The organism is Priestia sp. LL-8, assembly GCF_036227845.1.
Taxonomy (GTDB): domain Bacteria; phylum Bacillota; class Bacilli; order Bacillales; family Bacillaceae_H; genus Priestia; species Priestia zanthoxyli.
Map to the genome: position 1 here is coordinate 4816935 of NZ_JAZAQH010000001.1, position 24390 is coordinate 4841324.

Consider the following 24390-nt stretch of genomic DNA (forward strand, 5'->3'; position numbering starts at 1 on the left):
TGGTCATCCTTCTTCGCTGCTTGATAATTATTTATATTATCAGTCGTCAGGTCGGTCCTCCGTCTTACTGAAACATAAACTTACTTATCGTTTAGTGCAACTACGCCTGGAAGTTCTTTACCTTCCATAAACTCTAGTGACGCACCGCCACCTGTAGAAATATGGCTCATTTTATCAGCTAGGTTGAATTTTTCAACAGCTGCTGCAGAGTCTCCTCCGCCGATTACTGAATATGTGTCAGTTGCTTCTGCTAAAGCTTCAGCTACTGCTTTTGTTCCGTTAGCAAATGCGTCTAATTCAAACACACCCATTGGTCCATTCCAAATAACTAACTTAGAGTTTTTGATTACGTCAGCATAGATTTCACGCGTTTTCGGTCCTGCGTCTAAGCCTTCCCAATCGCTTGGAATATCTTCAATTGATACAACTTGAATATTAGCATCATTTGAGAAGTCATCTGCTACTACCACGTCCACTGGCATGTAGAAGTTTACTCCATTTTTCTTAGCTTTTTCCATGAAAGATTTTGCAAGTTCAATCTTGTCTTCTTCAAGAAGTGATTTACCTACTTCATGGCCTAGTGCCTTAATAAATGTGTAAGAAAGTCCTCCACCGATGATTAAGTTATCTACTTTATCAAGTAAGTGGTCAATTACACCGATTTTGTCTTTAACTTTTGCTCCACCAACGATTGCAGTAAATGGACGTTCTGGGTTTGATAATGCTTTTGAAAGCACATCAAGCTCTTTTTCCATTAAGAAACCTGCTACTGCTGGAATGTGTTGAGCAATTCCTTCTGTTGAAGCATGCGCACGGTGAGCTGCACCGAATGCATCGTTTACGTATACATCTGCTAATTCAGCAAACGCTTTTGCTAATTCAGGATCGTTTTTCTCTTCGCCTGGGTAAAAACGTACGTTTTCAAGTACTAAAACATCGCCTTCGCTCATGCCGTCGATTGTTTTCTTTACTTCTTCACCAAAAGCTTCGTCAGCTTTTGCAACGTCTTTACCAAGAAGAGCTTGTAAACGTTCTGCAACAGCATTTAGACGTAATTCTTCAACAACTTCGCCTTTTGGACGTCCAAGATGGCTAGCTAAAATTACTTTTGCACCTTGTTCTACTAAATATTGAATAGTAGGAACAGCTGCACGAATACGAGTTTCGTCTGTTACTTTTCCGTCTTTCATTGGTACGTTAAAGTCTACGCGACAAAATACTCGCTTTCCTTTTACATCGATGTCTTTCAACGTTTTTTTGTTCATCGTTAAAAGGCCTCCTTAAGTATTTATGGTACTAAGCAAGTAGGCTTCTATGTAATCATCAATCCACAAACCAACGGACATTTCATTTTATATATTGGCGCCTTTCTATATAAAGTGAAACTCCAATTAGCTGTTTATGACGCTTTTTCATGTAGAAGCCAATACATAAATCAAGGAAGAGGGGGTATGCCCCTCTCTTCCTTAGCAAGTCTTATTATAGTCGTTCTATTTTCAGATATCCAATAAAAAAGGAAAGTCTAGTCGATTTCTGTCTTATTGAATAAAATAGAAGCGAATTTTAAGTTATTCTTATAGTCCTTTAGCAGCGATGTATTGAGCAAGGTCTACTACACGGTTAGAATATCCGCTCTCGTTATCGTACCAAGAGATAACTTTAACCATGTTACCTTCCATTACCATTGTAGATAATGCATCGATTGTAGAAGAGTTGATGTTACCGTTGTAGTCACCAGATACTAGTGGCTCTTCACTGTAACCAAGGATGCCTTTAAGATCGCCTTCAGCAGCTTCTTTAAGAGCATTGTTTACATCTTCAACAGTTACTTCTTTGTCAAGTTCAGCAACTAAGTCTACTAAAGAAACGTTTGGAGTTGGAACACGCATAGCTCCACCGTTTAATTTACCTTTTAATTCAGGTAATACTAGAGATACAGCTTTAGCAGCACCAGTTGAAGTTGGGATGATGTTTTCAGCAGCTGCACGAGCACGACGGTAATCTTTGTGTGGTAAGTCTAAGATTTGTTGGTCGTTTGTGTAAGAGTGAACTGTTGTCATCATTCCGCGTTTAAGACCGAACTTGTCGTTTAACACTTTAGCAAATGGCGCTAAGCAGTTAGTCGTACAAGAAGCATTTGAAATTACGTTGTGGTTAGCTGCATCGTATTTGTCTTCGTTAACACCCATTACGATTGTGATGTCTTCATCAGATGCTGGAGCAGAGATAATTACTTTTTTAGCTCCTGCTTCTAAGTGTTTTGCAGCGTCAGCGCGTTTTGTGAAGAATCCAGTAGATTCAACAACAACTTCTACGCCTTGTTTGCCCCAAGATAATTGAGCTGGGTCACGCTCAGCAGAGATTTCGATTGTTTTACCGTTTACTACTAAGTTGCTACCATCTACTACTACTTCTGCATCTAATTTTCCGTGTACAGAATCATATTTTAGAAGGTGAGCAAGCATGTTAGCATCTGTTAAGTCGTTGATTGCTACTACTTCAACGTTATCATTTTTTAAAGCTGCGCGGAATACATTACGGCCGATACGACCAAATCCGTTAATACCAATTTTTACTGCCATGGGTATTTCCTCCTTGAATGTAAAAAGTATTTTTTTATATGAGGGATTAATTAAAATCCCTTACTAACTCTTTTGCGGCGCCTTCATCTGTAATGAGAATCGAATCATGCGCTTGTTGCATAAACGCTTTAATTGCCTTTGCTTTTGATGAACCTCCTGCAACAGCAATAACACATTTATTGTTCTTTAAATCATCGAGTTGTATGCCAACTGTTTTAACTTTATGAACAACTTCGCCTTGATGATTAAAATAGTATCCAAATGCCTCACCTACAGCATGTCCATTTTTCACTTTTTCTAAGTCAGCTTGTGGTGTTTTACGGCGTTCTGCCATTGTCATAGCGTCTCCTATTCCGTGAACAACCATACCAGCGGACTTGATTAAATGAAGCATGTCTTTAATAGATGGCTCACCGATAATGGATCGGTATGCTTCATCACTAAGCTGATCTGGAACATGAAGCAAGCGATAGTGACTCATGGACTTTTCAGCCATCTTAGCACAAATCGTGTTTGCTTGGTTTTGTACATTTTCACCTAGCCCTCCGCGAGCAGGTACAAAAAGTACATCAGGGTGTTTTGAATCAGGTGTCATCATTTCCGCAACGGCGGCAAGCGTTGTACCACCTGTAACAGCAACGGTATTTTTTTCACCAACAAGGCGCTCCTTGATACACGAAACAGATGCTCGACCCATTTCATTTTTGACCCAAGGAGACTGATCACTATCTCCAGATACAACAACAACTTCTGATAAAGAAAACGCCTCTTTTAATGTTGTTTCCAATAATCGAAGTCCTGAAACTTCCTTCATTACTTCTTCTAATTCAGCTAGAAGTAGTTCTCCCTCGTTTGTAAGCGTCATCCCACTAGGGTAAATGTCAATCAAATCTTGTTCTTTTAAGAATGTTACTTCGCTTCGTAACACACGCTCTGTTAGCCCAAGGCTTACAGCTAAGTTTCTGCGGCCAATCGGCTGCATTAAACGTATGTATTGCAAGATTTGATAGCGCTTTTGCATAACTGAGAGAAGTTCAGGTAATAATTTTCGTTGTACTTCTATTAAAGAACGCATGTTAAAATCCCCTTAAGGCATAAACTTGCTGGACATATTTTGTCCCGTATAGACATATTATGTCCCACCTTGCGCAAAAAAAATTCACCCTGCTACAAATTCTATTCTAACAGGAGTGAATCCTTTATTCAACTCATGTGTTGCCTATTTTTAAAAGTAAGCGTTTTCTTAATGGAATACCTGTTATTTTTCCATATTCCACTTCTTCTCCATCCATTTCTACTACAGGAATCGCAAGGTGATACTTTTCCAGCCACTCATCGTTTTTGTAAATATCTCGTTCAATAAGCTGAAAGGGAAACTCAGACTGCAGCTCTGCAAGCAGCTTCTTTGCATCATCGCATAAATGACAGCCTTTTTTGATATACAGTACGACTTCCACATTCTCACTCCTTTACTGTGTGACAAAAAGTTTTCGTTGACTAGATGGTAGAACGTTTAATTGGTCTCGATATTTGGCTACCGTTCTTCTTGAAATAGTAACGTTATAATTGCTTTGCAAGACGTTAGCCAACTGCTGATCTGAAAGCGGACGCTGTTTGTTTTCTTCCGATACTAGCTTTTTAAGCAGTTCTTTTACGTGAGTTGTAGAAGTCGCTTCGTTGTTGCCCAGTTGAATGCTAGTTGAGAAAAAAGATTTCATTGAAAAGGTGCCAAAAGGCGTTTGAATATATTTGTGCCGAGTAGCACGGCTAATCGTTGATTCATGCACAGATGTTTGCTCCGCTACTTCCTTCATTGTTAAGGGCTTCAAATACGAAGGACCCTTTTTAAAAAATGCTTCTTGTTCAACGAGTAAGGTATTCATTAATGCGTTTAATGTATCTTTGCGTGTGTGTAAGCTTTTCATAATCCATTGAAATTCACGATATTTCTCTTGTAAATAAGAAAACATTTCTTGGTTTTGCCTATTTTTCAGCTGAAGTTTGTACTGTTCATTCACTGAAAGGCGAGGTTCCAAATCCTCATTTGCATAAGCAACGACATTTCCATCTTCAATTTTTACAATAAAATCCGGTACAATGAATCGTTCATTGGACTTCATATAAAATGATCCAGGACGAGGATTTAATTTCTTAATCTGTTCATGTAATTGTTGAAGAGCTTCAAGTGAGATTTGACATAACTTTGAGATTTTCATCCATTTTTTATACGCAAATTCCTCAAAGTGGTGTGTCAAAATTTGCTCTATTTTTTCTGTCCATTGATTACTTCTTTTTAATTGAAGCATTAAGCACTCTTGTAAACTTCTCGCCCCTACTCCTGCCGGGTCCATCTGCTGCACAAGCTGGAGAGCCTTTTCAACCTGCTCTTGATCTTGGCCAAGCTGGTTAGCAAGTATGATTAACTCATCGTGCAAATAACCAGCATCATCCAGACTATGAATAACAAACTCAACGGCTGCCTGCTCACATTCATCTAATTTTAATAATGCGGATTGATTCATTAAATGTTCGTACAGCGTTTCTTTAGGAGCTGGTATACTGCTCATATAATCTGTTGAATCAGAAGTTGCATGATTTTTTTGATTGTGAGATGTATAGACGGGCAGCTCTGAAAAATCTATAAGCGGATTTTGAAGCGCCTGCTCATGTAAAAACGCTACAATATCCATCGATGAATATTGTAAAAGAGAAATAGCTTGTGATAATTCTTTTGACATCGTCAGCTTTAACGACTGCTGCTGAAATAATCCAATCTCCATTATTTCTCCCCTCCCCTTCATCTATTTTACTATAAAAACGCTTTCAAAGAGCATGTAACTATTTTTTATATGTAATTTTTTCATCAAAAAATCTCCGTCAACCTTTGTTAACGAAGCGGTTCATCCTACTTTTAATTACTAACCATCAAATAAGTAATAGAGCTATACACCTTTATAACTTTTCATTATAATTCGCACCGACCACATGATCCGAGTAATAATCCGACATGACGTTTTCTTCGTCATGTCGAATTTTCTGCATTTGTATAATATATAGAAGAATTGCTTATTGAATAGTTTGTGCCATTTGCATAAACTTGTCCAAGTTTTCTTCATCATTTTTCGTAAAAATGGTTAGCTTCATTGGTTTCTTTCCTTTAACTAACACGGCATTTACTGTATGATCGCCAGATGTGGCTTCATACCAAACAGAATCTTTGAAGATTCCATTCTCTTCAAGATTCTTTTTCTCTGCTGCATTTTTATTAACTGCTGTTGCCGTTTGTTTAACAGATTGAGCAGCGTCGTCCAGCGATGCTTCTGATGAAAGCATTTCAATACGCATAAATTGAGAATCATCTGAAGTTAATACTAACGCATCTTTTCCTGGTTCTTCACCCGTTAGTTTATAACCGTCCATTACTTGAATAGAATAATCTTGTTCTGGGCTTTTTGTTAGTTTTGTTTCTGAAGAAGACGTTGACTGTCCATCTTCCGCTGTTTCGCTAGTTGATGATTGACTTCCTGAAGGTTTGGCTGAGACCTCAGAAGAATCCGCATCTTTTTTCGAATTTTCTTTTGCAGCGCCTGATGTTTGATCAGATTTAGAAGCTGTATCCTGCTGAACATTTTCTGCTTGATCATTAGACTTCGGCTGAGCAGAATCTTCGTTCGTCCCGCATGCAGACAGCAATAGTGCTACCGATGCACTGACAATGAAAAGTTTGTTTATATATTTCATATTTATTCCTCCTCCGTGTTTCTTTTCCTTATATACTGTTTTATAGTATTCTGACAAATTCCGCAACCGGTACAATGGAATTAATTTCTTGCTTCCTTACGCGTATAAAGGATTACAGAAGAAAAATAAATATTGTTTTTTGAGAATATGAGCCTTTTTACTCAAAATAAAAAACGCTGCGTAATCCGCAACGTTTTAAGACGCCCTCGACAGGATTCGAACCCACCCTAAGAGAACCGGAATCTCTTGTGCTATCCACTACACTACGAGGGCATATTTGTCACAACTTCCATTATAGGAGAGAAAACTTCTCTTTTCAATAGAATACTACGTTTATTTTTTTTAGAAGGGGGAAAAATTTTAATAATGTCAAAGAGGAATACATAGTCTTTTAAGCGAATATGTGTAGTAGAGGTTCTTTTGTTTGACCTTTATTGACCATACGTGTATTATAGGTACATAACAAATTATTCTTGTTAAGGAGGAATTTAATATGAACTTAATTCCTACAGTTATTGAACAAACAAACCGTGGTGAACGTGCTTATGACATTTATTCACGTTTATTAAAAGACCGCATTATTATTTTAGGTAGTGCTATTGACGATAATGTAGCTAACTCAATCGTTTCTCAGCTTCTATTCTTAGCTGCTGAAGACCCAGAAAAAGACATCTCACTTTATATCAACAGTCCAGGTGGCTCTATTACAGCTGGAATGGCTATCTACGATACGATGCAATTCATTAAGCCAAAAGTTTCTACAATTTGTATCGGTATGGCTGCATCAATGGGTGCTTTCTTACTGGCTGCTGGCGAAAAGGGCAAACGTTTTGCTCTTCCAAACAGCGAAGTAATGATTCATCAACCTCTTGGTGGTGCTCAAGGACAAGCTACTGAAATCGAAATTGCGGCAAAACGTATTCTATTCTTACGTGAAAAACTAAATTCAATTTTAGCTGAGCGTACAGGTCAACCGTTAGAAGTGCTACAACGTGATACAGATCGTGATAATTTCATGACTGCTGAACGCGCTTTAGAATACGGTCTAATTGACAAAGTATTAGAAAACGACCCTAAATAAGAAAAAAGCCTTTCCCACTTTGGGAAAGGCTTTTTTATGCATCTTTCTCTACGTAAGCTACTAACGCATCCATTGCTTCTTTTTCATCTACCCCTTCAACAATGAGCGTAATAAGAGACCCATTATTAATCGCTAAGCTCATTAACCCCATGATACTTTTAGCGTTGACTACTTTCTCATCTTTCTTCAAGTACACATCAGATGTAAAACGAGTTGCTTCTTGCACAAATAGTGCCGCAACACGAGCCTGTAATCCCGTTTTTAATTTTACTTCTACTTGTTTTTCCATGATAAAATCCTCCCCCTTGCAATTCCCCTTATGTGACTGGCTGACCGGCGCGAAGCTTGTCTGCTATTTGGTCAATTTTACGCAACCGATGGTTAATGCCCGATTTGCTAATTTGACCTCCAGATACCATCTCACCAAGCTCCTTTAACGTGACGTCTTGGTATTCCACACGCAAACGAGCAATTTCTCTTAGCTTTTCTGGTAAGATATCTAATCCAGCTGTTTCATCAATATAACGAATGTTTTCCACTTGACGAATAGCCGCTCCGATCGTTTTATTTAAGTTAGCTGTTTCACAATTAACTAAGCGATTAACGGAATTCCGCATATCTCGGACGATTCTTACATCCTCAAACCGTAAAAGAGCGTTATGGGCTCCAATGATATTGAGAAACTCCGTAATTTTCTCAGCTTCTTTCAAATAGTTAATATAGCCTTTTTTCCGTTCTAATGTTTTACTATTTAATTGAAATTCGTTCATTAAATTGCATAAAGCTTCGTTGTGCTCTTCATACAATGAAAAGATTTCAAGATGGTATGATGATGTCTCTGGGTTATTAATAGAACCGCCGGCTAAAAATGCGCCTCTTAAGTAGGATCGCTTACAGCATTTCTTTTGTACTAGCTCTGGTGAAATACGATGTGTAAAGGTGAATCCTTCTTCTACAATTTTCAAGTCTTCCAAAAGCATTCTCGTTTTCTCTACTAATCGAACAATATATACATTGTTTTTCTTCAAGCGCATTTTCTTACGCACAAGCAGTTCTACTGACACATCATAATTTTTCTTAAGCAGGACATAAATGCGCCGAGCAATCGCTGCATTTTCTGTTTGAACATCAACCGTGAATTTTTTATTCGAAAAAGAAAGTGAACCATTCATTCGAATTAATGCAGAAAGCTCTGCTTTTGCACAGCAATCTTTGACTTCTAAATTCGTTAACTCTTTTTTTGTTTCTGATGCAAATGACATAACTTCACCTCCAATCTACATACGGAAATAGTGTTAAACACCCGTATTGGCTTTACCTTGCAGCGATGTCAGCATAGAATACACAAGCTTTGCTACTTTTTTTGTATCATGCCTAATTACGCTGCCGTCATATTGAATAATTTGATCTTCAATCACTTCTAACCCTAACTTTAGCAATACTTCACGATCATATTCTACAGGCTGAGCCTGCTCTACTTGATATTTCTTTTTCAAAGGTGCTGGAATAGGTGCATTATTGACGATAATCGCATCTAAAAATGCACACGGCATATGATTGTAAAGCGCTTTAATATGATCACTTGCCTTAAAACCTAATGTCTCACCTGGCTGCGTCATCACATTGCATACGTACACTTTCTTTGCTTTTGTCGAACAAAGCTCGTTACAAATATCTTGCACCAGTAAATTCGGCAAAATACTTGTATAAAGACTTCCGGGCCCCAATACAATTAAATCAGCGCGTCGAATAGCTTTTATTGTCTCGACAAGCGGTTTCACATCGGCAGGCGATAAAAACACTTTATTAATTTTTTTATTAACTTCTGGAATTTTTGATTCACCTGTTACGATGGATCCATCTTGCATCTCCGCATGCAGCACGACACTTTGATTAGCTGCTGGAAGTACTTTCCCTCTGACGTTTAGTACTTTGCTCATTTCTCGTATAGCATGCACAAAATCGCCAGTAATAGACGTCATAGCTGCAAGCAACAAATTGCCAAGAGAATGGCCTGTAAGCTCATTTCCTGTATCAAATCGATGCTGAAAAAGCTCTTCAACTAGTGGCTCTACATCAGATAAAGCAACTAGCACATTTCGAATATCACCAGGAGCAGGGATTTCAAGTTCATCGCGCAATCGGCCAGAACTTCCCCCGTCGTCTGCTACGGTTACGATAGCTGTAAGATCAAGAGGGTATTCTTTCAACCCTCTTAACAGCACTGGTAAACCCGTTCCTCCCCCAATGACGACAACTTTTGGAAGCTGTTCACTGCTCATCTATGATTTTCCTTTCTCCTCTCAATGTCACGATGAGAAATATGAGTTTTGTATTCATTCTGGAAATGGTGACCTAAATATTCAGCTAATGTGACGGAGCGATGCTGTCCGCCTGTACATCCTATAGCAATGACCAGCTGGCTTTTACCTTCTCGCTTGTACTGTGGAAGCATAAATGAAAGCAAGTCTACTACCTTTTCAATGAACTTTTGAGTTTCCGTCCATTTTAATACGTAAGAAGAAACCTCTTCTTCAAGCCCTGTTTTAGGACGCATATGGTCAATGTAGTGAGGGTTTGGCAAAAAGCGCACGTCAAAGACTAAATCAGCATCAATAGGCACCCCGTATTTAAAACCAAATGACATCACATTAACAGTAAAAACCTGTGAAGCGTGCGAAGAAAACTGAGTTAAAATCTTTTCTCTAAGCTCTCTTGGCTTTAACTCTGATGTCTCATAAATAAGCTGAGCTCTTCCCTTTAACTCCTCAAGCAGCTCCCGTTCCATACCAATTCCTTCTAACGGTAAACCCGAAGGAGCTAGCGGATGTGAACGTCTCGTTTCTTTGTAGCGCGTCACCAGTACAGAATCTTTTGCATCTAAAAATAAAATTTGTGGCGTGACCCACGTTGTTTCACTCATGTTATCCAATGCTTCAAATAGGCTTTCAAAAAACTCTCTGCCTCGCAAATCCATAACAAGAGCAACTTTATTCATTTTATTCCCTGACTCTTTCATGAGTTCTAAAAATTTCGGTAGCAATGTAGGGGGTAAATTATCTACACAAAAGAACCCTAAATCTTCAAAACTCTGAATTGCTACTGTTTTTCCTGCACCTGACATTCCAGTAATAATTACTAATTGAATATCGCTTACAGACCCAGTACTCATTTTCCATCCCCCTCAATCTATGCATACATGTCTATTTATCATTAACAAGGATCAATTCGATAAGATAATAACTCGAAATCCGTTGTATACGTAAAGTTGCCATAAATAACACCCGACCCTTTTGCTACATAATCGATAATGTGATGATCTCCCGGTGCCATCGGCAATTCACTTACTTCACTCAAATTATGCCAACCGAGTTTGCCTTCTTCTGATTCTAGCACATTTGTCCCATCAAAATCTGTAGCAAAAAAAGTAAACATCATCCATTCAGATGAAATTTGATCGTTTTCTTTCATCGTAAAAGTAAAGATACCTTTTACAGTGGGATTTTTCAAATAAATTCCCGTTTCTTCACGAAATTCTCTTACAACCGAGTCTTTTACAGATTCTCCTTGCTCCATTTTCCCACCCGGGGCCACCCACCAGTTTCTTCGTGGCTTTTGAAGCAACAATACTTTATCGTCTTTCATTAATACGCAATTTGTGACCCTTTGCATGTTTTCCACCTCATCATATGTATACTGACATTTTCTTTTATTATACTACGAAACAAACTTCTCTCACAACGGAGATGAACTAACTATTACTAAATTTTCTGAAAATAAACACTTGCTGTTATATACGTAAATTCAATCTGTTATAGTCACAAAAAAGAGGCATAGGAACACGTCCTATGCCCGACATACATATATTTTATAAAAGGGGGTCAATTACTATCTATATAGTACCCCATCAATGTTTCACAGGTGTTACAGAACAGTTAAAACCGAATTACGTTTTGTAAAAGATTGATTTCAGCCTTATTGCTGAATAGCTTTTAACTTTTCTTTTAACTCTTCTACATAGTGCTGAGCCGCTTGAGCAGCAATGCTGCCATCGCCTGTAGCTGTTACAATTTGACGAAGAGCCTTTTCACGAACATCTCCCGCTGCGAACACACCTGGTACTTTTGTTTCCATTTGCTCGTTCGTTTCAATATATCCTTCTTTATTCGTGATGTTTAGGCTTTCGAATGGTTTTGTTAGTGGAACCATTCCAACATAAATGAATACGCCGTCCGCACCGAACTCGCGCTCTTCACCTGTTTTTGTGTCTACTAACGTTACGCTGCCTACTTTACCGTCTTTTTCATTTACTTCTTTGACCGTTGTATTCCAAATAAAATCGACTTTTTCGTTGTCAAATGCACGCTGCTGTAGGATTTTCTGCGCGCGAAGCTCATCGCGTCGGTGAATAATTGTTACTTTTGTTGCGAAGCGAGTTAAATATACGCCTTCTTCAACCGCAGAGTCTCCACCGCCTACAACGACTAGCTCTTTGCCTTTAAAGAATGCACCGTCACATACAGCACAATAAGATACCCCACGGCCGCCTAGTTCTTTTTCTCCTGGGGCGCCTAATTTTTTATATTCTGCACCCGTAGCAACGATTACTGAACGTGTTTTATATTCTTTGCTGCCTGCACGAACTGTCTTATATTCTTCTCCGTCGATGATTTCTTTAATATCACCGTACGCATATTCCGCACCGAATTTTTTTGCATGCTCAAACATTTTGTTTGAAAGGTCAGGACCAAGGATATGATCATAACCTGGATAGTTTTCTACATCTTCCGTATTAGCCATTTGACCGCCTGGAATTCCTCGTTCAATCATTAGTGTTGATAGATCTGCACGAGATGTATATACAGCAGCAGTCATACCTGCTGGACCTGCCCCAATAATAATGACATCATAAATTTTTTCTTCTGTCATTGCTTTACACTCCTTTTAGGAAATTCCTTCGTAGTTGATTCCAAATTTATGGATAATTATTTCGTTATCACTATCCTAATATGTTCTTCCTATTACCGTCTATTTTTTTGCTCAATTTAATAACGTATTCACAATTTTACTGTACTTTCTAACTGTTGCAGCGGAAATGGAATATTGTTTTGCCGCATCGGCTTGAGTAATAGACTGGTTTTGTTCTTTCGCCCATATATATGTGACGGCTGCGGCCCATGCATTTACGTTCACATGCTGAAAATCATAGGATTGTTTATATACCTGTACATATACATAGAACCAAAAGCTTAAAAGATCCTGGATATCACTTTCAGTCTGTGATTCCATCTCCAGTTCAATAACATCTGCCACCTCAAAAATTACATGGTGTTTATCCTGCCATACATACGTATATACTTCATCTAAAAGTGTACTCATATGTATGGACGACTTGATTTCTTCTAAAAGAAGCAGACGCTGTTGTTCAGGAAGCTTCTTCGCCATATACAGGCTGTAAAGCTGATCATGAACATTTTTTGTTGCACATTTCTTTTTCGCTGTAACATCCACTTTCGATTGAAAAATCTTCGCAGCTTTTTGACTGATGCGCCAAGGCTCCTCTCCTTCTTTATCAGGAACATCTTCCAATGCCAGCTTCCACATTTCTTTAGCGAACGCTTCACGTCCAGTATAGTAAGAGGCATATGAGAGCCAATAATGAAATGAGTTGTCTCCTTGAAATCCTTGTGTATAAAGCTTTTTTAACCATCTGTATGATAGTTTGTATTGACCAATCAACGCAAATGTTGCTCCAAGCTTATAGCGGTGCTCAAATGACATCGGATAAACGCGGCTAAGCCCGTCTGTAAGCTCCTCAACTTCTTTATGCTTATGGCAATAATAATAGAAAATCAGCTGATTGCATAACGCATGAAGATTTCCAGGGTTTTTCTCCAACACTTCATTCAGCAAATCCATTGCCTCATCAATTTTATTTAAATAAAAATAAGCTAACGCTAAATTATTATATGCAGACCAGAATTCTGGATACTCATCAATTATTTCAGTTAACAAATCCACTGCTTCTTCAAAATTCGTTGCTTCAAGCAGTCTTTTTGCTTGTTCTTGTTTTATAATCAGCATGTCGCCTAGCTGATTTTTAGGCTCTTCATCTTCTTCATCCACATCAATTGATAGTAAATCTAACAGATCTGTAGCCGATCGAAAGAGGTCACCATTTGGAAAATGCTCAATGTAATACATCGCGTATTTTTTTGATTCTTCAAACAGTCCAAGATGCGCATAGCTGTTGGCTATATAGTAGTAACAGCTTCCTAATGTATCGTCCATATGATGAATCACATGGAGAAAAAGCTCGTTGGCATCTTGATAATCTCCCCGCTCCGTTAAAGCTACTCCAACGTTTGTAAGAAGCTGTGGATTACGGGCATTTTCTTTGTTTGCACGCGTTAAATACTTGAGCGCTTTATCTGACTCCTCTTCTTCAAACGCCTGCAGCGCTTTTTCGAAATAGAAGTCACCCGTTTGCGAAAATGGAATTACTTGTGCCATTTTTTGAATTACTTTTGAGTATTTTTCCATTAAGCCCTCCAAATAAGTTGATAATTTCGACGTTCGTAGTATATCACATTTGCCAAGAAGTTTAATACCTCTATTCAAAAAAGGAGCCTGCAAGCAGTCGTTTCTTGACACAAATAAGAGAAGGTTTTGCCTCTTTTATCTAAAATGAGACAACTCCTTCTCTCCTTTCACTATGTAGCTATTAGCTAGAGTGACGCTCTTTTAATACTGCTAGGACATCGTCTAAAGGGAGCTTTTGCTCACGAAGTAAAACAAGTACGTGGTACAATAAATCTGCAACTTCCCACTTCAGCTCATCATGGTCACGATTTTTTGCTGCAATAATCACTTCACCAGCTTCTTCTCCTACTTTTTTGAGGATTTTATCTACGCCTTTATCGAATAAGTACGTCGTATAAGCTCCTTCTGGCATTTCAGCTTCACGCTTAGCGATTACTTCTTCTAGCTCATTAATAATAGCGAACCGATTATCATTTTGTTTATTTTCGCCAAGAATTGTTTCATTAAAACAGCTGTAAGCCCCCGTATGACAAGCAGGACCTTGAGGCTCCACTTTTACAACAAGAGAATCAGCATCACAGTCATATGCCATGCTTACAATTTTTTGCGTGTTCCCAGAAGTTTCGCCCTTGTGCCACAACTCTTGTCGAGAACGGCTGTAAAACCATGTTTCACGTGTATCAATTGATTTTTGAAGTGATTCTTCGTTCATATAAGCCAATGTTAAAACTTCTTTGCTCACAGCATCTTGTACAATAGCTGGTACAAGTCCATCACTGTTGAATTTAATGTTTTCAATCGTCATCGAATGCTCACTCCTTGTTGTTTTGCATAGCTTTTAATTTCTTTTACAGATGTTTCTTTATAGTGAAAGATCGAAGCCGCCAAAGCTGCGTCAGCTTCTCCTTTTTCAAACGCATCGACAAAATCTTGACCATTTCCTGCGCCGCCAGAAGCAATAACAGGAACGCTCACCGCTTGGCTGACTGCTTTGGTTAATGCTAAATCAAACCCTGACTTTTCGCCGTCTTTATCCATACTCGTTAACAAGATCTCACCCGCACCGCGCTTCACTGCTTCTCTTGCCCAGTCGATTACTTCCCAGTCCGTTGCATTGCGGCCTCCGTGTGTATAGACTCTCCATGAATGTAAACTTTCATCGTACTTAGCATCGATGGCTACCACAATACACTGAGCTCCAAAAAAGTCGGACCCTTCTGTAATCAGTGCTGGATTGAGTACGGCCGCTGTATTTAATGACACTTTGTCTGCACCAGCACGAAGCATTCTCTTCATATCTTCTAATGCATTAATTCCTCCGCCCACCGTAAAAGGAATCGCTAGCTGAGATGCTACTTCTTCTACAACATGTACCATTGTTTTGCGTCCTTCATGAGAAGCAGAAATATCTAAAAAGACTAATTCGTCTGCGCCTTCTTCATCGTAAAATTTCGCCAACTCTACAGGATCTCCTGCATCTCGAAGTTCCACAAACTGAACTCCTTTTACCACACGGCCGTCCTTTACATCTAAACAAGGAATGATTCGTTTTGTAATCATTACGCTTTCACCTCTTGAAGTGCTTCAGCTACTGTAAACTTATTTGTATAAAGTGCTTTCCCTACAATCGCACCAATAACGCCGTCAGCTTCATATTTCTTTAGTGCATCTAGATCAGCAAGCTTACTAACTCCCCCTGATGCAATCACACCTTTTCCAGTAGCCTTAGCCATTTCAACAATTCCTTCCACATTAGGACCAGACAGCATACCATCTGTAGAAATATCTGTGAAAATAAATGTTTCCGCACCAGCATTAGCCAATTCTTTTCCTAGTTCTGTCGCTTTGATTGTAGATGTTTCCACCCAGCCTTCCGTCGCAACATAGCCATCGCGTGCATCGATACCAATAGCAATACGCGCACCATATTTCTTCAACATTTTTTTCACAAATTCAGGATTAGAAATAGCTGCACTTCCTAAAATAACACGGTCAATTCCGCTTTCTAAATAGTAAGCAACGTCAGCTTCTGAGCGAATGCCTCCTCCAATTTGCACACGTACATTTAATTTCTTTTTCACGCCTAGCACAAATTCATCATTTACGCGCTTGGCCGCTTTTGCGCCGTCTAAATCAACCATGTGAATCCACTGAGCGCCTTCACTTGCGAATTGTGTGGCCATATCTACCGGAGAATCTCCGTACACCGTTTCTTTTGTGTAATCTCCTTGAAGCAAACGGACGCACTTTCCTCCGCGCATATCAATGGCTGGATATATTTCAAATTTGCTCATACGATGGGCTCCTTTTCTCTACGAAGTTTGCATAATTTTGCAGCATTTGCATTCCGATTGCACTGCTTTTTTCAGGGTGGAATTGAGTGCCAAATACGTGTTCTTTTCCAACAACTGCTGGAACTTCAACATCATAAGGACTTGTTGCTAAAAGCACGTCTTGGTCATTTGTTTTTACGTAATAAGAGTGAACAAAGTACACGTGACCTTCACTGATTCCATCAAGCAGAGCAGACTGCTGATGAAAATCTAAAGAGTTCCAGCCCATATGCGGAACTTTATATGTCTGTCCTTCGGCAGTAATGCCGGGAATACGCTCGACTCTCCCTTTTAACAGTTCCAGCCCTTTTGTTACACCGTTCTCATCGCTTTCTTCAAATAAAAGCTGCATACCTAAACAAATTCCAAGCAAAGGCATTCCTTTTTCTACTTCTTCTTTAATAAATTCCGTCAGCTTTGTTTGATTCAGCTGTTCCATCGCATCTTTGAATGCTCCAACTCCAGGAAGAATCAGCCCTTTTGCCTTTCTTAGTTCTGCAGGATCCGCGGAGATAATATAGTCATAGTTTAATCGTTCAAGAGCTTTACTTACGCTATATAAGTTCCCCATCCCATAGTCAATAATGCCAATCATTTACAACATCCCTTTCGTCGAAGGCACACCTTTGACACGCGGATCAATCGTTGTCGCTTCGTCCAAAGCACGCGCTAATGCCTTAAATACCGCTTCAATAATGTGGTGTGTATTTTTACCGTAGTGTACGATTACATGTACATTCATGCGAGATTCTAATGCAAATTTCCATAAAAATTCATATACAAGCTCTGTATCAAATGTACCGACGCGGGACGCGGGAATGTCACCTTTAAATTCAAAATGAGGACGATTGCTTAAATCTACTACAACTTGAGCCAACGCGTCATCCATTGGTACAAAAGCATTTCCATAGCGTTTAATTCCTTTTTTATCACCGAGCGCTTCTTTGAATGTTTGACCAAGGCAAATACCGATATCTTCCGTTGTATGGTGATCATCAATCTCCGTGTCTCCATCTGCTTTTACATCAAGGTTAAACTGTCCGTGTTTTGTAAATAAATCCAGCATATGATTTAAAAAAGGAACGCCTGTATCAATGTTCGCTTTTCCTTCTCCATCGATTCCAATCGCTAATGCAATATCCGTTTCGTTTGTTGTACGTTTAATACTTGACTCTCTCATTGTGAAACTCCTTTCAACTGTGCATGTAATAAGTAAAGAAAAGAACATTTCTACTCTTTTCTTTTAATCTCCACATTATTTTTTAAAGCGTTCTTCAACCGCCCTTGCATGAGCTTCTAGCCCTTCTAAACGAGCAAACGCTGCGATTTTCGAGACATTTTTCTGCAGGGCTTGTTGGCTGTATGAAATGATACTAGACTTCTTCACAAATGAATCAACTGATAAAGGACTTGAGAATTTTGCTGTCCCATTTGTTGGAAGAACGTGGTTTGGTCCCGCGAAATAATCCCCAACAGGTTCTGAGCTGTATCTTCCTAGAAAAATAGCACCGGCATGACGAATGGAACCTAAAAGTTCAAGCGGACTTTCAGTCATAATTTCTAAATGCTCAGGGGCTAATTGATTAACAGCTTCAACCGCTTCTTCTAATGACCCGGTCACATAAATAGCACCATGGTTATCAATAGAAGGTTTGGCGATTTCTTTACGAGGTAAAGATTCCACTTGTCTTTCCACTTCTTCTTTAACAGCTTCGGCTAATTTCATAGAAGATGTTACTAAAATGCTTGAAGCTAAGTTGTCATGTTCTGCTTGAGACAATAAATCAGCTGCCACTTCGTTGGGCTTAGCCGTTTCGTCTGCTAGTACGACAATTTCACTAGGTCCAGCAATTGAGTCAATGTCTACTAATCCATATACTTCTCTTTTCGCTAATGCAACAAAGATATTACCAGGCCCTACAATTTTATCAACAGGTTTAATTGTTTCTGTTCCATAGGCAAGTGCTCCTACCGCTTGAGCTCCCCCTACTTTATAAATCTCTTCGACCCCAAGCTCATTCGCTGCTACAACTACTCCAGCAGGCAGCGCGCCGTCTTTTCCTGGAGGTGAAACCATCACAATACGTTTTACCCCTGCCACTTGAGCAGGAATAACATTCATTAAAACGGAAGAAGGATAAGCCGCAAGGCCTCCCGGTACATAAACACCTACTGCATCTAAAGGCGTTACTTTCTGACCTAAAATGGTGCCGTCTTCTTTTGTTGTCATCCAAGACTGCTCGACCATTCTTTCGTGGTAATCACGAATGTTGTCAGCAGCTTCGCGAATGATTGACAGCATATCTGCATCAACCAGCTCATAAGCACGCTTCTTTTCTTGTTCTGTCACAAGCAAAGAAGAAAGCTCAACGCCGTCAAATTGGGCTGTATATCTTTTTAAAGCTTCGTCTTTTTGCTCTTGCACCTGCTTTAAAATATTTACGACAATTTCTTTTTGAGCACTCGTCCCTTGATCAATCGTACGCTTTAAGCTCACTTGTTCTGTTACACGTGTAATTTTCAATGTATGTCACCTCTTTTATACAGGTTGAACCACTTGGGCTAAACGATTCACTAAATCATCAATTCGTTCGTCTTTTAAACGATAGCTCACAGGGTTCACAATCAAACGCGATGTAATATCTTCAATGTGCTCCAATTCAACAAGTCCGTTCTCTTTCAGTGTTTGTCCCGTTGATACAATATCAACGATCCGATCAGCCAGGCCGATTAAAGGCGCTAATTCAATCGAACCATTCAATTTAATAATTTCTACTTGTTCTCCTTGCTCCCTGAAATAAGTCGATGCTACATTTGGATATTTGGTTGCCACTTTTTGAGCAATTTCTGATTTTTTAGCATTAGGCAAACCGGCAACGGCCAAATGACATTTACTAATATTTAAATCCAACAGCTCATAGACATCTCGTTCTTCTTCTAACATTACGTCTTTACCTGCAATACCAAGATCCGCTACTCCGTATTCTACATAAGTAGTGACGTCCATTGGTTTTGCTAAAATAAAGCGCATGTTCTCTTCAGGAATGTCTACAATCAGCTTGCGCGAATCGTCAAATTCTGGCGGCAATTGAAAGTCTGCTTGACGCAAAAGTTCAGCTGCTTCTTCAAAAATACGTCCTTTTGGCATTGCAATTGTTAATAGTTCACTCATTATTGTCCCCCCTTGCCTCGTTTTCCAATTAGAAACGTGACTTCTTCAAACTGTGCAGTAAATACATCAACATCATCAACGCCTGCAATTTCCTGAGTCACTACTCGATATCCTTGCTTGCGCTGTTCAGCAGCTAAAGCTAATGCCTCATCTAAACGCTCCTGGCTATATAATATGCCGTATACTGCTGAAGGCTCATATACTTCTTCGCCCAGCGCTTCAATTAAGCGGTCGAGCTGAATTCCAAATCCTGTAGCTGGTGTTTTAGACGCAAATTTTTCAAGAAGCTGGTCATAACGTCCTCCATTACCGATATGGAAACCAACGTTTTCAGCAAAAACTTCAAATAAAATACCTGTGTAATAGCTCATATGACTGACTAAGTTAAAATCAATTTTAATTTCATCCGTTACACCGTACGCATCAAGCATATTCCATAACTTTTTCAAATCACTGGCTGCTTTTTTACCAGCTTCGTTTTCAACTAGTTCGACTGCTTCTTCAATCTTCTTTTCATCTCCGCGCAGGTTAAGCAGCTGAAGGAGACGCTGTTTATCAATAGAAGATAGATTCAAATCTTTTACATGATTACGATAGCCCACGTAATTTTTTTCATATAAAAAGCGGCGAAGCACGTTAGCACGTTCTTCATTTCCGACAATTTCTAAAAAAAGCGAATTAACAAACCCGATGTGGCCAATTGCGACTTTAAATGATTTAAGTCCCGCTCTTTTTAATGCGCCGATCATGAGAGCAATGACTTCAGCATCGCTGCTCATCGTAGCGTCTCCAATTAGCTCAACGCCTATTTGTTCAAACTCCGCCGGGCGGCCGCCCTCACGCTGCTGAGCTCGGAATACATTTGCTTCATAAGCTAAGCGCAAAGGAGAATTATTTAAAAGTTTTGAAGCGGCCACACGTGCAAATGGCGTTGTTACATCCGGTCGCAGCACAAGCGTATGCCCTTCTTTATCTAAAAGTTTAAACAATTGTTGATCTAAAATAGCTGATGCGCTTCCTACCGTCTCGTAATATTCCACAGTAGGCGTTGCCATATATTGATAGCCCCAGCTGCTGATTTCATCTGCCAGCTGATTGCGAACTTGTTTTTTTCTTTCAAAAAGAGCTGGCAGGGTATCTCTCATTCCAAGGGGTTTTTCAAACATAAATAACTTTGACATTCCGACACGTCCTTTAAGCTTGATTTTATCTATTAAGGAACCATTGATAGGTTGTTTTTACTTTATCACACTAATGTATTAGCGAAATAATAAATTAAAGTTATTGATAGTTTACACCCGATAAAGTCAGCCGTCAACCGCCAGCTGTTCAAATTTACAAAAAAAACCACAGCTTAGTTCTTGCTAAGTTGTGGCTTTAGGTTCTGCTTCCCTGCGCTTTTCCATTTCTTCTTTTGTATAGATGACACGCATAGGGTTACCTCCAACAAAGAAACCGGGTGCTACATCTTTATGAACCACCGTTCCAGCCGCTACAACCGCTTCATTGCCGATTGTTACACCTGGAAGGATGGTGCTATTTGCTCCAATCATTACTTCATCCCCAATGATGACATCTCCAAGACGATATTCCGTTATCAGATATTCATGAGCGAGAATAGTCGTATTATATCCAATGACCGTATTGCGTCCTACTTGTATTTTTTCAGGAAACATAATATCGAGCATTACCATAAGGGCAAAGGATGTTTGAGGCCCTACTTTCATCCCTAAGCACGTTTTATACAGCCAGTTTTTCATCGAAAGAAAAGGCGTATAGCGAGCGCATTGAATGATTAGGAAGTTGCGCACTACTTTCCAAAAAGGCACGGTCTTATAGACATGCCAAAGGGAATTAGCTCCTTTAACCGGATAGCGCGTCGTTTTTCTCACTGACGTTCTCCTTTTAATATATCAATTAAATCCGTCATATTTTCTAAAATAATATCAGGATTATAAGAAGCGATATGTTCTCTTCCTTTTGCACTCCATGCAACTCCAGCTGTTTTCGTATAAGCTCTTTGGCCAGAAACGATGTCGTGATGGTTATCTCCCACCATCAGTGCTTCTTCAGGTTTAGCATCAAGCAGCTTCAGTGCTTTTTCTACTGGCTCAGGATGCGGCTTTGCATTTGTTACGTCTTCAATTGCGACAATCGTATCAAAGAACTGGTCTAACTTTGTTAACTTAAGCCCCATCATGACCGTATTTCTTTGCTTTGTTGTGACAATACCTAATTTATAATTCTGCTCGTGCAGCCATTTAACTGTTTCAAGTACGCCTTCAAATTCTTTAACAAGCAAATCATGATTAGCTAAATTATGCGTGCGATACATCTCAATCATTTCGTTTACTTTCGTTTTATCCATTTCTACAAACGTGTCGTATAAAGGAGGCCCCATAAACTGTAAAATATCTTCACGAGTATATTGTTCAGGATAATAGTGATTAAGCGTATGAGTAAACGAAGCAATAATTAATTCATTTGTATCAATTAACGTACCGTCTAAATCAAACAAAACCGTATTAATCGTCATTATTCATTTCCTTCCCTTGCGTCAAATCAAGTTTGTGTAAATCTTGTAGCTTTTCTTCATTTACGCCTTAGATTGTGCTTCTTCATTCTCTAAGTATTTCTGTTTACTCATTCCCGTCACGCGGCGGACAATAATTAAAATAATGGCTATTACAATCAGTACAAGTGAAACAACTTGAGCGATTCTGAGTGTATGCGTCAGCATTAAACTATCCGTGCGAAGCCCTTCTACAAAGAAGCGTCCAACTGAGTACCAGATTAAATAAGATAAGAAAATTTCTCCTTTTCGCAGACTGGTGCGGCGAAGTACCATCAACAGGATAAATCCGGCAAAATCCCATAATGATTCGTATAAAAACGTAGGATGATAATATGTACCGTTAATATACATTTGGTTAATAATAAAATTGGGAAGGTGCAACCCTTCTAAAAAAGCACGGGTAACCGGCCCCCCGTGTGCCTCTTGATTCATAAAGTTGCCCCAGCGCCCAATGGCTTGGCCAAGGATTAAACTAGGCGCAGCAATATCAGCCAACTTCCAAAATGAAATCTTCTTTACTTTCGAATATACAATGGCAGTTAATACGCCTCCGATTAAGCCACCATGAATGGCAATCCCACCTTGCCAAATCTGAGGTATTTCATTTAAATGCTTTGAATAGTATCCCCATTCAAAGGATACATAATAAATTCGTGCACAAATAATAGCTATTGGCACAGCAAATAAGATAAGATCAACAAATGTATCTTTTGATAAGCCTCTTCTTACGCTTTCTCTTGTCGCAATATAAAGACCTAATAGAACACCTGCACCGATAATTACGCCGTACCAGTAGACCGTTAGAGGGCCAATTTCAAGGAAAACGCGATCTAACGGCTGAATAGTTGCTTCCACAAGTTAACACCCTTTCTTATAAATCTTCACGATCTCCTTCTTCAATTACATCTGTTAGACGTGCGGAAAATTGTTCTGCTGCGTTAATACCCATACGCTTTAAGCGGAAGTTCATTGCTGCCACTTCAATGATAACAGCTAAGTTTCGTCCCGGACGTACTGGCAATGTAATTTTTGTAACGTCTGTATCAATAATTTTCATTTTATCTTCTTCTAAACCAAGGCGATCATAATGTTTCTGCTGATCCCATGTCTCCAACTGAATAACAAGTGAAATTCGCTTATAGCTTCGTACAGCTCCTGCGCCGAATAGCGTCATCACATTGATGATCCCTAGTCCTCGAATTTCAAGCAAATGCTCAATTAAACCAGGCGCATTTCCTACAAGCGTGTCTTGATCTTCTTGGCGGATTTCCACACAGTCATCGGCTACTAGACGATGTCCCCTCTTAACAAGCTCTAGAGCTGTTTCACTTTTACCAACGCCGCTTTTCCCCATGATTAATACACCAATTCCGTATATATCAACTAATACGCCGTGCAGGGCAGTAGTAGGTGCTAGCCGGCTTTCAAGAAAATTCGTTAAATGGCTGGAAAGTCGCGTCGTTTTAAAGTTCGAACGCAGCACAGGAACTGATTCACGCTCTGAAGCTTCAATAAGTTCTTTCGGTACATCCATTTCGCGCGAAACAATGATAGCCGGCGTGATATCTGTACACATCTTTTCCATTCGAACTTTTTTTTGTTCATCATCTAACTGTTTAAAAAATGATAGTTCTGTTTTACCTAACAGCTGGATACGTTCTGCTGGGTAATATGTAAAATAACCTGCCATTTCAATACCCGGGCGTGAAATATCACTTGTTGAAATAGGACGGTCGATTCCTTCTTCTCCGCTAATAAGCTCTAATTTAAATTTCTCAATGATGTCTTTTGTACGTACTTTAACCACCGTGCATCCTCCTTTTATAAACAGTCATATACCTGTTCATGTCTACAGTATATCCAACTCTCGCTTTTATGTCGCGTTTGGTTCTACTAGCCATTTTATTTTATCATTAATACGGAAAGAAAAGAAAAAAAGATGGCATAGGCTGCATCGCCTTACCATCTTTTTTAGAAAATTAAATATTGCAAGAAAGTTATCTTCTATTTTGAAGCGGTTCAACAATCACTCGTTGAATAAGCGCATTTAAAAGCGACATGATTACTGAGGCTAAAAGCGCTGTACCAAACCCGTCAATATTAAAAGAATCTCCCATAACACTTTGTGTAATCATCAGCGTAATGGCATTAATGACGAATAAGAATAGGCCAAGCGTAAGAAATGTCACCGGCAGGGTAAGTAAAATTAAAATCGGCTTAACAAACACATTCAAAATCGATAGAATCAAGCTCGCGATAATAGCTGCACTGACTGATTCCAAGTGAAAGGTGTCGATATAACCTGCAATTACGATTAATACGAGGGCATTGATTAAAATACTAATGATTCCACGCAATAACAT

General features: G+C 39.2%; 27 protein-coding genes and 1 tRNA gene. 1 reads left to right on the forward strand and 27 read right to left on the reverse strand.

Annotation, left to right across the window (positions count from 1 at the left end; genetic code table 11):
• Positions 1 to 80: 80 nt before the first annotated feature.
• The 7 genes from U9R83_RS25225 to U9R83_RS25255 all read right to left on the reverse strand — a co-directional run bounded on the left by U9R83_RS25225 (position 81) and on the right by U9R83_RS25255 (position 6596).
• Positions 81 to 1265 (reverse strand): phosphoglycerate kinase, encoded by a 1185-nt coding sequence (locus U9R83_RS25225; RefSeq protein ID WP_014457840.1) that lies wholly within the window; start codon positions 1263 to 1265, stop codon positions 81 to 83.
• A gap of 309 nt (positions 1266 to 1574) precedes the next feature.
• On the reverse strand, positions 1575 to 2582 hold the full coding sequence (gap, locus tag U9R83_RS25230; RefSeq protein WP_014457839.1) for a type I glyceraldehyde-3-phosphate dehydrogenase: 1008 nt from the start codon (positions 2580 to 2582) through the stop codon (positions 1575 to 1577).
• 46 nt (positions 2583 to 2628) lie between these two features.
• Complete coding sequence (locus tag U9R83_RS25235) at positions 2629 to 3657, reverse strand: sugar-binding transcriptional regulator (protein WP_014457838.1); 1029 nt, start codon at positions 3655 to 3657, stop codon at positions 2629 to 2631.
• 133 nt (positions 3658 to 3790) lie between these two features.
• Positions 3791 to 4039 carry a glutaredoxin family protein gene (locus U9R83_RS25240; RefSeq protein ID WP_243550067.1) on the reverse strand — a complete coding sequence of 83 codons (249 nt, stop codon included), beginning with the start codon at positions 4037 to 4039 and terminating at the stop codon, positions 3791 to 3793.
• A 12-nt stretch (positions 4040 to 4051) separates the two neighbouring features.
• Positions 4052 to 5362: an RNA polymerase factor sigma-54 gene (gene rpoN, locus U9R83_RS25245; RefSeq protein WP_014457836.1), complete on the reverse strand. Its 1311-nt coding sequence runs from the start codon at positions 5360 to 5362 to the stop codon at positions 4052 to 4054.
• A gap of 286 nt (positions 5363 to 5648) precedes the next feature.
• Positions 5649 to 6323 carry a hypothetical protein gene (locus U9R83_RS25250; RefSeq protein ID WP_014457835.1) on the reverse strand — a complete coding sequence of 225 codons (675 nt, stop codon included), beginning with the start codon at positions 6321 to 6323 and terminating at the stop codon, positions 5649 to 5651.
• A 201-nt stretch (positions 6324 to 6524) separates the two neighbouring features.
• Positions 6525 to 6596, reverse strand: a tRNA-Arg gene (locus tag U9R83_RS25255).
• 220 nt (positions 6597 to 6816) lie between these two features.
• On the opposite strand from U9R83_RS25255, the gene clpP reads away from it, so the two are divergent.
• A complete protein-coding gene (gene clpP / locus U9R83_RS25260; RefSeq protein WP_013059707.1) occupies positions 6817 to 7404 on the forward strand; it encodes an ATP-dependent Clp endopeptidase proteolytic subunit ClpP in 588 nt (195 codons plus the stop codon).
• Between the two features lie 34 nt (positions 7405 to 7438).
• Here clpP and U9R83_RS25265 read toward each other — a convergent pair whose 3' ends face one another.
• The 20 genes from U9R83_RS25265 to U9R83_RS25360 all read right to left on the reverse strand — a co-directional run bounded on the left by U9R83_RS25265 (position 7439) and on the right by U9R83_RS25360 (position 24390).
• Positions 7439 to 7693: an HPr family phosphocarrier protein gene (locus tag U9R83_RS25265; protein WP_014457834.1), complete on the reverse strand. Its 255-nt coding sequence runs from the start codon at positions 7691 to 7693 to the stop codon at positions 7439 to 7441.
• A 28-nt stretch (positions 7694 to 7721) separates the two neighbouring features.
• Positions 7722 to 8666, reverse strand: a complete 945-nt coding sequence (gene whiA / locus U9R83_RS25270) for a DNA-binding protein WhiA (protein ID WP_013085390.1) — start codon at positions 8664 to 8666, stop codon at positions 7722 to 7724.
• Positions 8667 to 8699: 33 nt separating this feature from the next.
• Entirely contained in the window at positions 8700 to 9686 is a 987-nt protein-coding gene (locus tag U9R83_RS25275; protein WP_013085391.1) for a gluconeogenesis factor YvcK family protein, read from the reverse strand.
• On the reverse strand, positions 9683 to 10576 hold the full coding sequence (gene rapZ / locus U9R83_RS25280; protein WP_013059711.1) for an RNase adapter RapZ: 894 nt from the start codon (positions 10574 to 10576) through the stop codon (positions 9683 to 9685). The genes U9R83_RS25275 and rapZ overlap by 4 nt, the downstream gene beginning before the upstream one ends.
• 41 nt (positions 10577 to 10617) lie before the next feature.
• Entirely contained in the window at positions 10618 to 11076 is a 459-nt protein-coding gene (locus U9R83_RS25285) for an 8-oxo-dGTP diphosphatase (protein WP_013059712.1), read from the reverse strand.
• Positions 11077 to 11379: 303 nt separating this feature from the next.
• Positions 11380 to 12333, reverse strand: coding sequence for a thioredoxin-disulfide reductase (trxB, locus tag U9R83_RS25290; protein ID WP_013059713.1), 954 nt, complete (start codon positions 12331 to 12333; stop codon positions 11380 to 11382).
• Positions 12334 to 12444: 111 nt separating this feature from the next.
• Entirely contained in the window at positions 12445 to 13947 is a 1503-nt protein-coding gene (locus tag U9R83_RS25295) for a tetratricopeptide repeat protein (protein WP_243550069.1), read from the reverse strand.
• Between the two features lie 181 nt (positions 13948 to 14128).
• Complete coding sequence (gene hisIE / locus U9R83_RS25300) at positions 14129 to 14752, reverse strand: bifunctional phosphoribosyl-AMP cyclohydrolase/phosphoribosyl-ATP diphosphatase HisIE (protein WP_014457832.1); 624 nt, start codon at positions 14750 to 14752, stop codon at positions 14129 to 14131.
• Positions 14749 to 15507 (reverse strand): imidazole glycerol phosphate synthase subunit HisF, encoded by a 759-nt coding sequence (hisF, locus tag U9R83_RS25305; RefSeq protein ID WP_014457831.1) that lies wholly within the window; start codon positions 15505 to 15507, stop codon positions 14749 to 14751. The genes hisIE and hisF overlap by 4 nt, the downstream gene beginning before the upstream one ends.
• Entirely contained in the window at positions 15507 to 16241 is a 735-nt protein-coding gene (gene hisA / locus U9R83_RS25310) for a 1-(5-phosphoribosyl)-5-[(5-phosphoribosylamino)methylideneamino]imidazole-4-carboxamide isomerase (RefSeq protein ID WP_014457830.1), read from the reverse strand. Before hisA ends, hisF begins: the two co-directional genes overlap by 1 nt.
• The gene (gene hisH / locus U9R83_RS25315) at positions 16228 to 16875 is read right to left on the reverse strand and encodes an imidazole glycerol phosphate synthase subunit HisH (protein WP_014457829.1); all 648 of its coding nucleotides are present in this window, start codon (positions 16873 to 16875) and stop codon (positions 16228 to 16230) included. Before hisH ends, hisA begins: the two co-directional genes overlap by 14 nt.
• Positions 16876 to 17460 carry an imidazoleglycerol-phosphate dehydratase HisB gene (hisB, locus tag U9R83_RS25320; RefSeq protein ID WP_013059719.1) on the reverse strand — a complete coding sequence of 195 codons (585 nt, stop codon included), beginning with the start codon at positions 17458 to 17460 and terminating at the stop codon, positions 16876 to 16878.
• Positions 17461 to 17535: 75 nt separating this feature from the next.
• Positions 17536 to 18804, reverse strand: a complete 1269-nt coding sequence (hisD, locus tag U9R83_RS25325; protein WP_042991822.1) for a histidinol dehydrogenase — start codon at positions 18802 to 18804, stop codon at positions 17536 to 17538.
• Between the two features lie 15 nt (positions 18805 to 18819).
• Positions 18820 to 19452 (reverse strand): ATP phosphoribosyltransferase, encoded by a 633-nt coding sequence (gene hisG, locus U9R83_RS25330; RefSeq protein ID WP_013059721.1) that lies wholly within the window; start codon positions 19450 to 19452, stop codon positions 18820 to 18822.
• Positions 19452 to 20633 carry an ATP phosphoribosyltransferase regulatory subunit gene (locus U9R83_RS25335; protein WP_014457827.1) on the reverse strand — a complete coding sequence of 394 codons (1182 nt, stop codon included), beginning with the start codon at positions 20631 to 20633 and terminating at the stop codon, positions 19452 to 19454. The genes hisG and U9R83_RS25335 overlap by 1 nt, the downstream gene beginning before the upstream one ends.
• 183 nt (positions 20634 to 20816) lie before the next feature.
• Positions 20817 to 21344 carry an acyltransferase gene (locus U9R83_RS25340; protein ID WP_028409652.1) on the reverse strand — a complete coding sequence of 176 codons (528 nt, stop codon included), beginning with the start codon at positions 21342 to 21344 and terminating at the stop codon, positions 20817 to 20819.
• Complete coding sequence (gene ppaX / locus U9R83_RS25345; RefSeq protein ID WP_042991821.1) at positions 21341 to 21988, reverse strand: pyrophosphatase PpaX; 648 nt, start codon at positions 21986 to 21988, stop codon at positions 21341 to 21343. The genes U9R83_RS25340 and ppaX overlap by 4 nt, the downstream gene beginning before the upstream one ends.
• Before the next feature lie 60 nt (positions 21989 to 22048).
• On the reverse strand, positions 22049 to 22882 hold the full coding sequence (gene lgt / locus U9R83_RS25350) for a prolipoprotein diacylglyceryl transferase (RefSeq protein WP_014457826.1): 834 nt from the start codon (positions 22880 to 22882) through the stop codon (positions 22049 to 22051).
• A gap of 16 nt (positions 22883 to 22898) precedes the next feature.
• Positions 22899 to 23834 carry an HPr(Ser) kinase/phosphatase gene (gene hprK / locus U9R83_RS25355; protein WP_042991820.1) on the reverse strand — a complete coding sequence of 312 codons (936 nt, stop codon included), beginning with the start codon at positions 23832 to 23834 and terminating at the stop codon, positions 22899 to 22901.
• 190 nt (positions 23835 to 24024) lie between these two features.
• Positions 24025 to 24390 carry a phage holin family protein gene (locus tag U9R83_RS25360; protein WP_013059727.1) on the reverse strand — a complete coding sequence of 122 codons (366 nt, stop codon included), beginning with the start codon at positions 24388 to 24390 and terminating at the stop codon, positions 24025 to 24027.

Coding starts and splice junctions, on each gene's coding strand:
- U9R83_RS25335 (WP_014457827.1), bottom strand. CDS start 20,633: ATGTCAAAGTTATTTATGTTTGAAAAACCCCTTGGAATGAGAGATACC.
- hisIE (WP_014457832.1), bottom strand. CDS start 14,752: ATGACGATTGAAAACATTAAATTCAACAGTGATGGACTTGTACCAGCT.
- whiA (WP_013085390.1), bottom strand. CDS start 8,666: ATGTCATTTGCATCAGAAACAAAAAAAGAGTTAACGAATTTAGAAGTC.
- ppaX (WP_042991821.1), bottom strand. CDS start 21,988: ATGACGATTAATACGGTTTTGTTTGATTTAGACGGTACGTTAATTGAT.
- rpoN (WP_014457836.1), bottom strand. CDS start 5,362: ATGGAGATTGGATTATTTCAGCAGCAGTCGTTAAAGCTGACGATGTCA.
- U9R83_RS25275 (WP_013085391.1), bottom strand. CDS start 9,686: ATGAGCAGTGAACAGCTTCCAAAAGTTGTCGTCATTGGGGGAGGAACG.
- U9R83_RS25360 (WP_013059727.1), bottom strand. CDS start 24,390: ATGTTATTGCGTGGAATCATTAGTATTTTAATCAATGCCCTCGTATTA.
- U9R83_RS25250 (WP_014457835.1), bottom strand. CDS start 6,323: ATGAAATATATAAACAAACTTTTCATTGTCAGTGCATCGGTAGCACTA.
- hisA (WP_014457830.1), bottom strand. CDS start 16,241: ATGAGCAAATTTGAAATATATCCAGCCATTGATATGCGCGGAGGAAAG.
- rapZ (WP_013059711.1), bottom strand. CDS start 10,576: ATGAGTACTGGGTCTGTAAGCGATATTCAATTAGTAATTATTACTGGA.
- hisH (WP_014457829.1), bottom strand. CDS start 16,875: ATGATTGGCATTATTGACTATGGGATGGGGAACTTATATAGCGTAAGT.
- U9R83_RS25285 (WP_013059712.1), bottom strand. CDS start 11,076: ATGCAAAGGGTCACAAATTGCGTATTAATGAAAGACGATAAAGTATTG.
- U9R83_RS25225 (WP_014457840.1), bottom strand. CDS start 1,265: ATGAACAAAAAAACGTTGAAAGACATCGATGTAAAAGGAAAGCGAGTA.
- U9R83_RS25265 (WP_014457834.1), bottom strand. CDS start 7,693: ATGGAAAAACAAGTAGAAGTAAAATTAAAAACGGGATTACAGGCTCGT.
- clpP (WP_013059707.1), top strand. CDS start 6,817: ATGAACTTAATTCCTACAGTTATTGAACAAACAAACCGTGGTGAACGT.
- U9R83_RS25235 (WP_014457838.1), bottom strand. CDS start 3,657: ATGCGTTCTTTAATAGAAGTACAACGAAAATTATTACCTGAACTTCTC.
- hisG (WP_013059721.1), bottom strand. CDS start 19,452: ATGAGTGAACTATTAACAATTGCAATGCCAAAAGGACGTATTTTTGAA.
- U9R83_RS25295 (WP_243550069.1), bottom strand. CDS start 13,947: ATGGAAAAATACTCAAAAGTAATTCAAAAAATGGCACAAGTAATTCCA.
- gap (WP_014457839.1), bottom strand. CDS start 2,582: ATGGCAGTAAAAATTGGTATTAACGGATTTGGTCGTATCGGCCGTAAT.
- trxB (WP_013059713.1), bottom strand. CDS start 12,333: ATGACAGAAGAAAAAATTTATGATGTCATTATTATTGGGGCAGGTCCA.
- hisF (WP_014457831.1), bottom strand. CDS start 15,507: ATGATTACAAAACGAATCATTCCTTGTTTAGATGTAAAGGACGGCCGT.
- hisB (WP_013059719.1), bottom strand. CDS start 17,460: ATGAGAGAGTCAAGTATTAAACGTACAACAAACGAAACGGATATTGCA.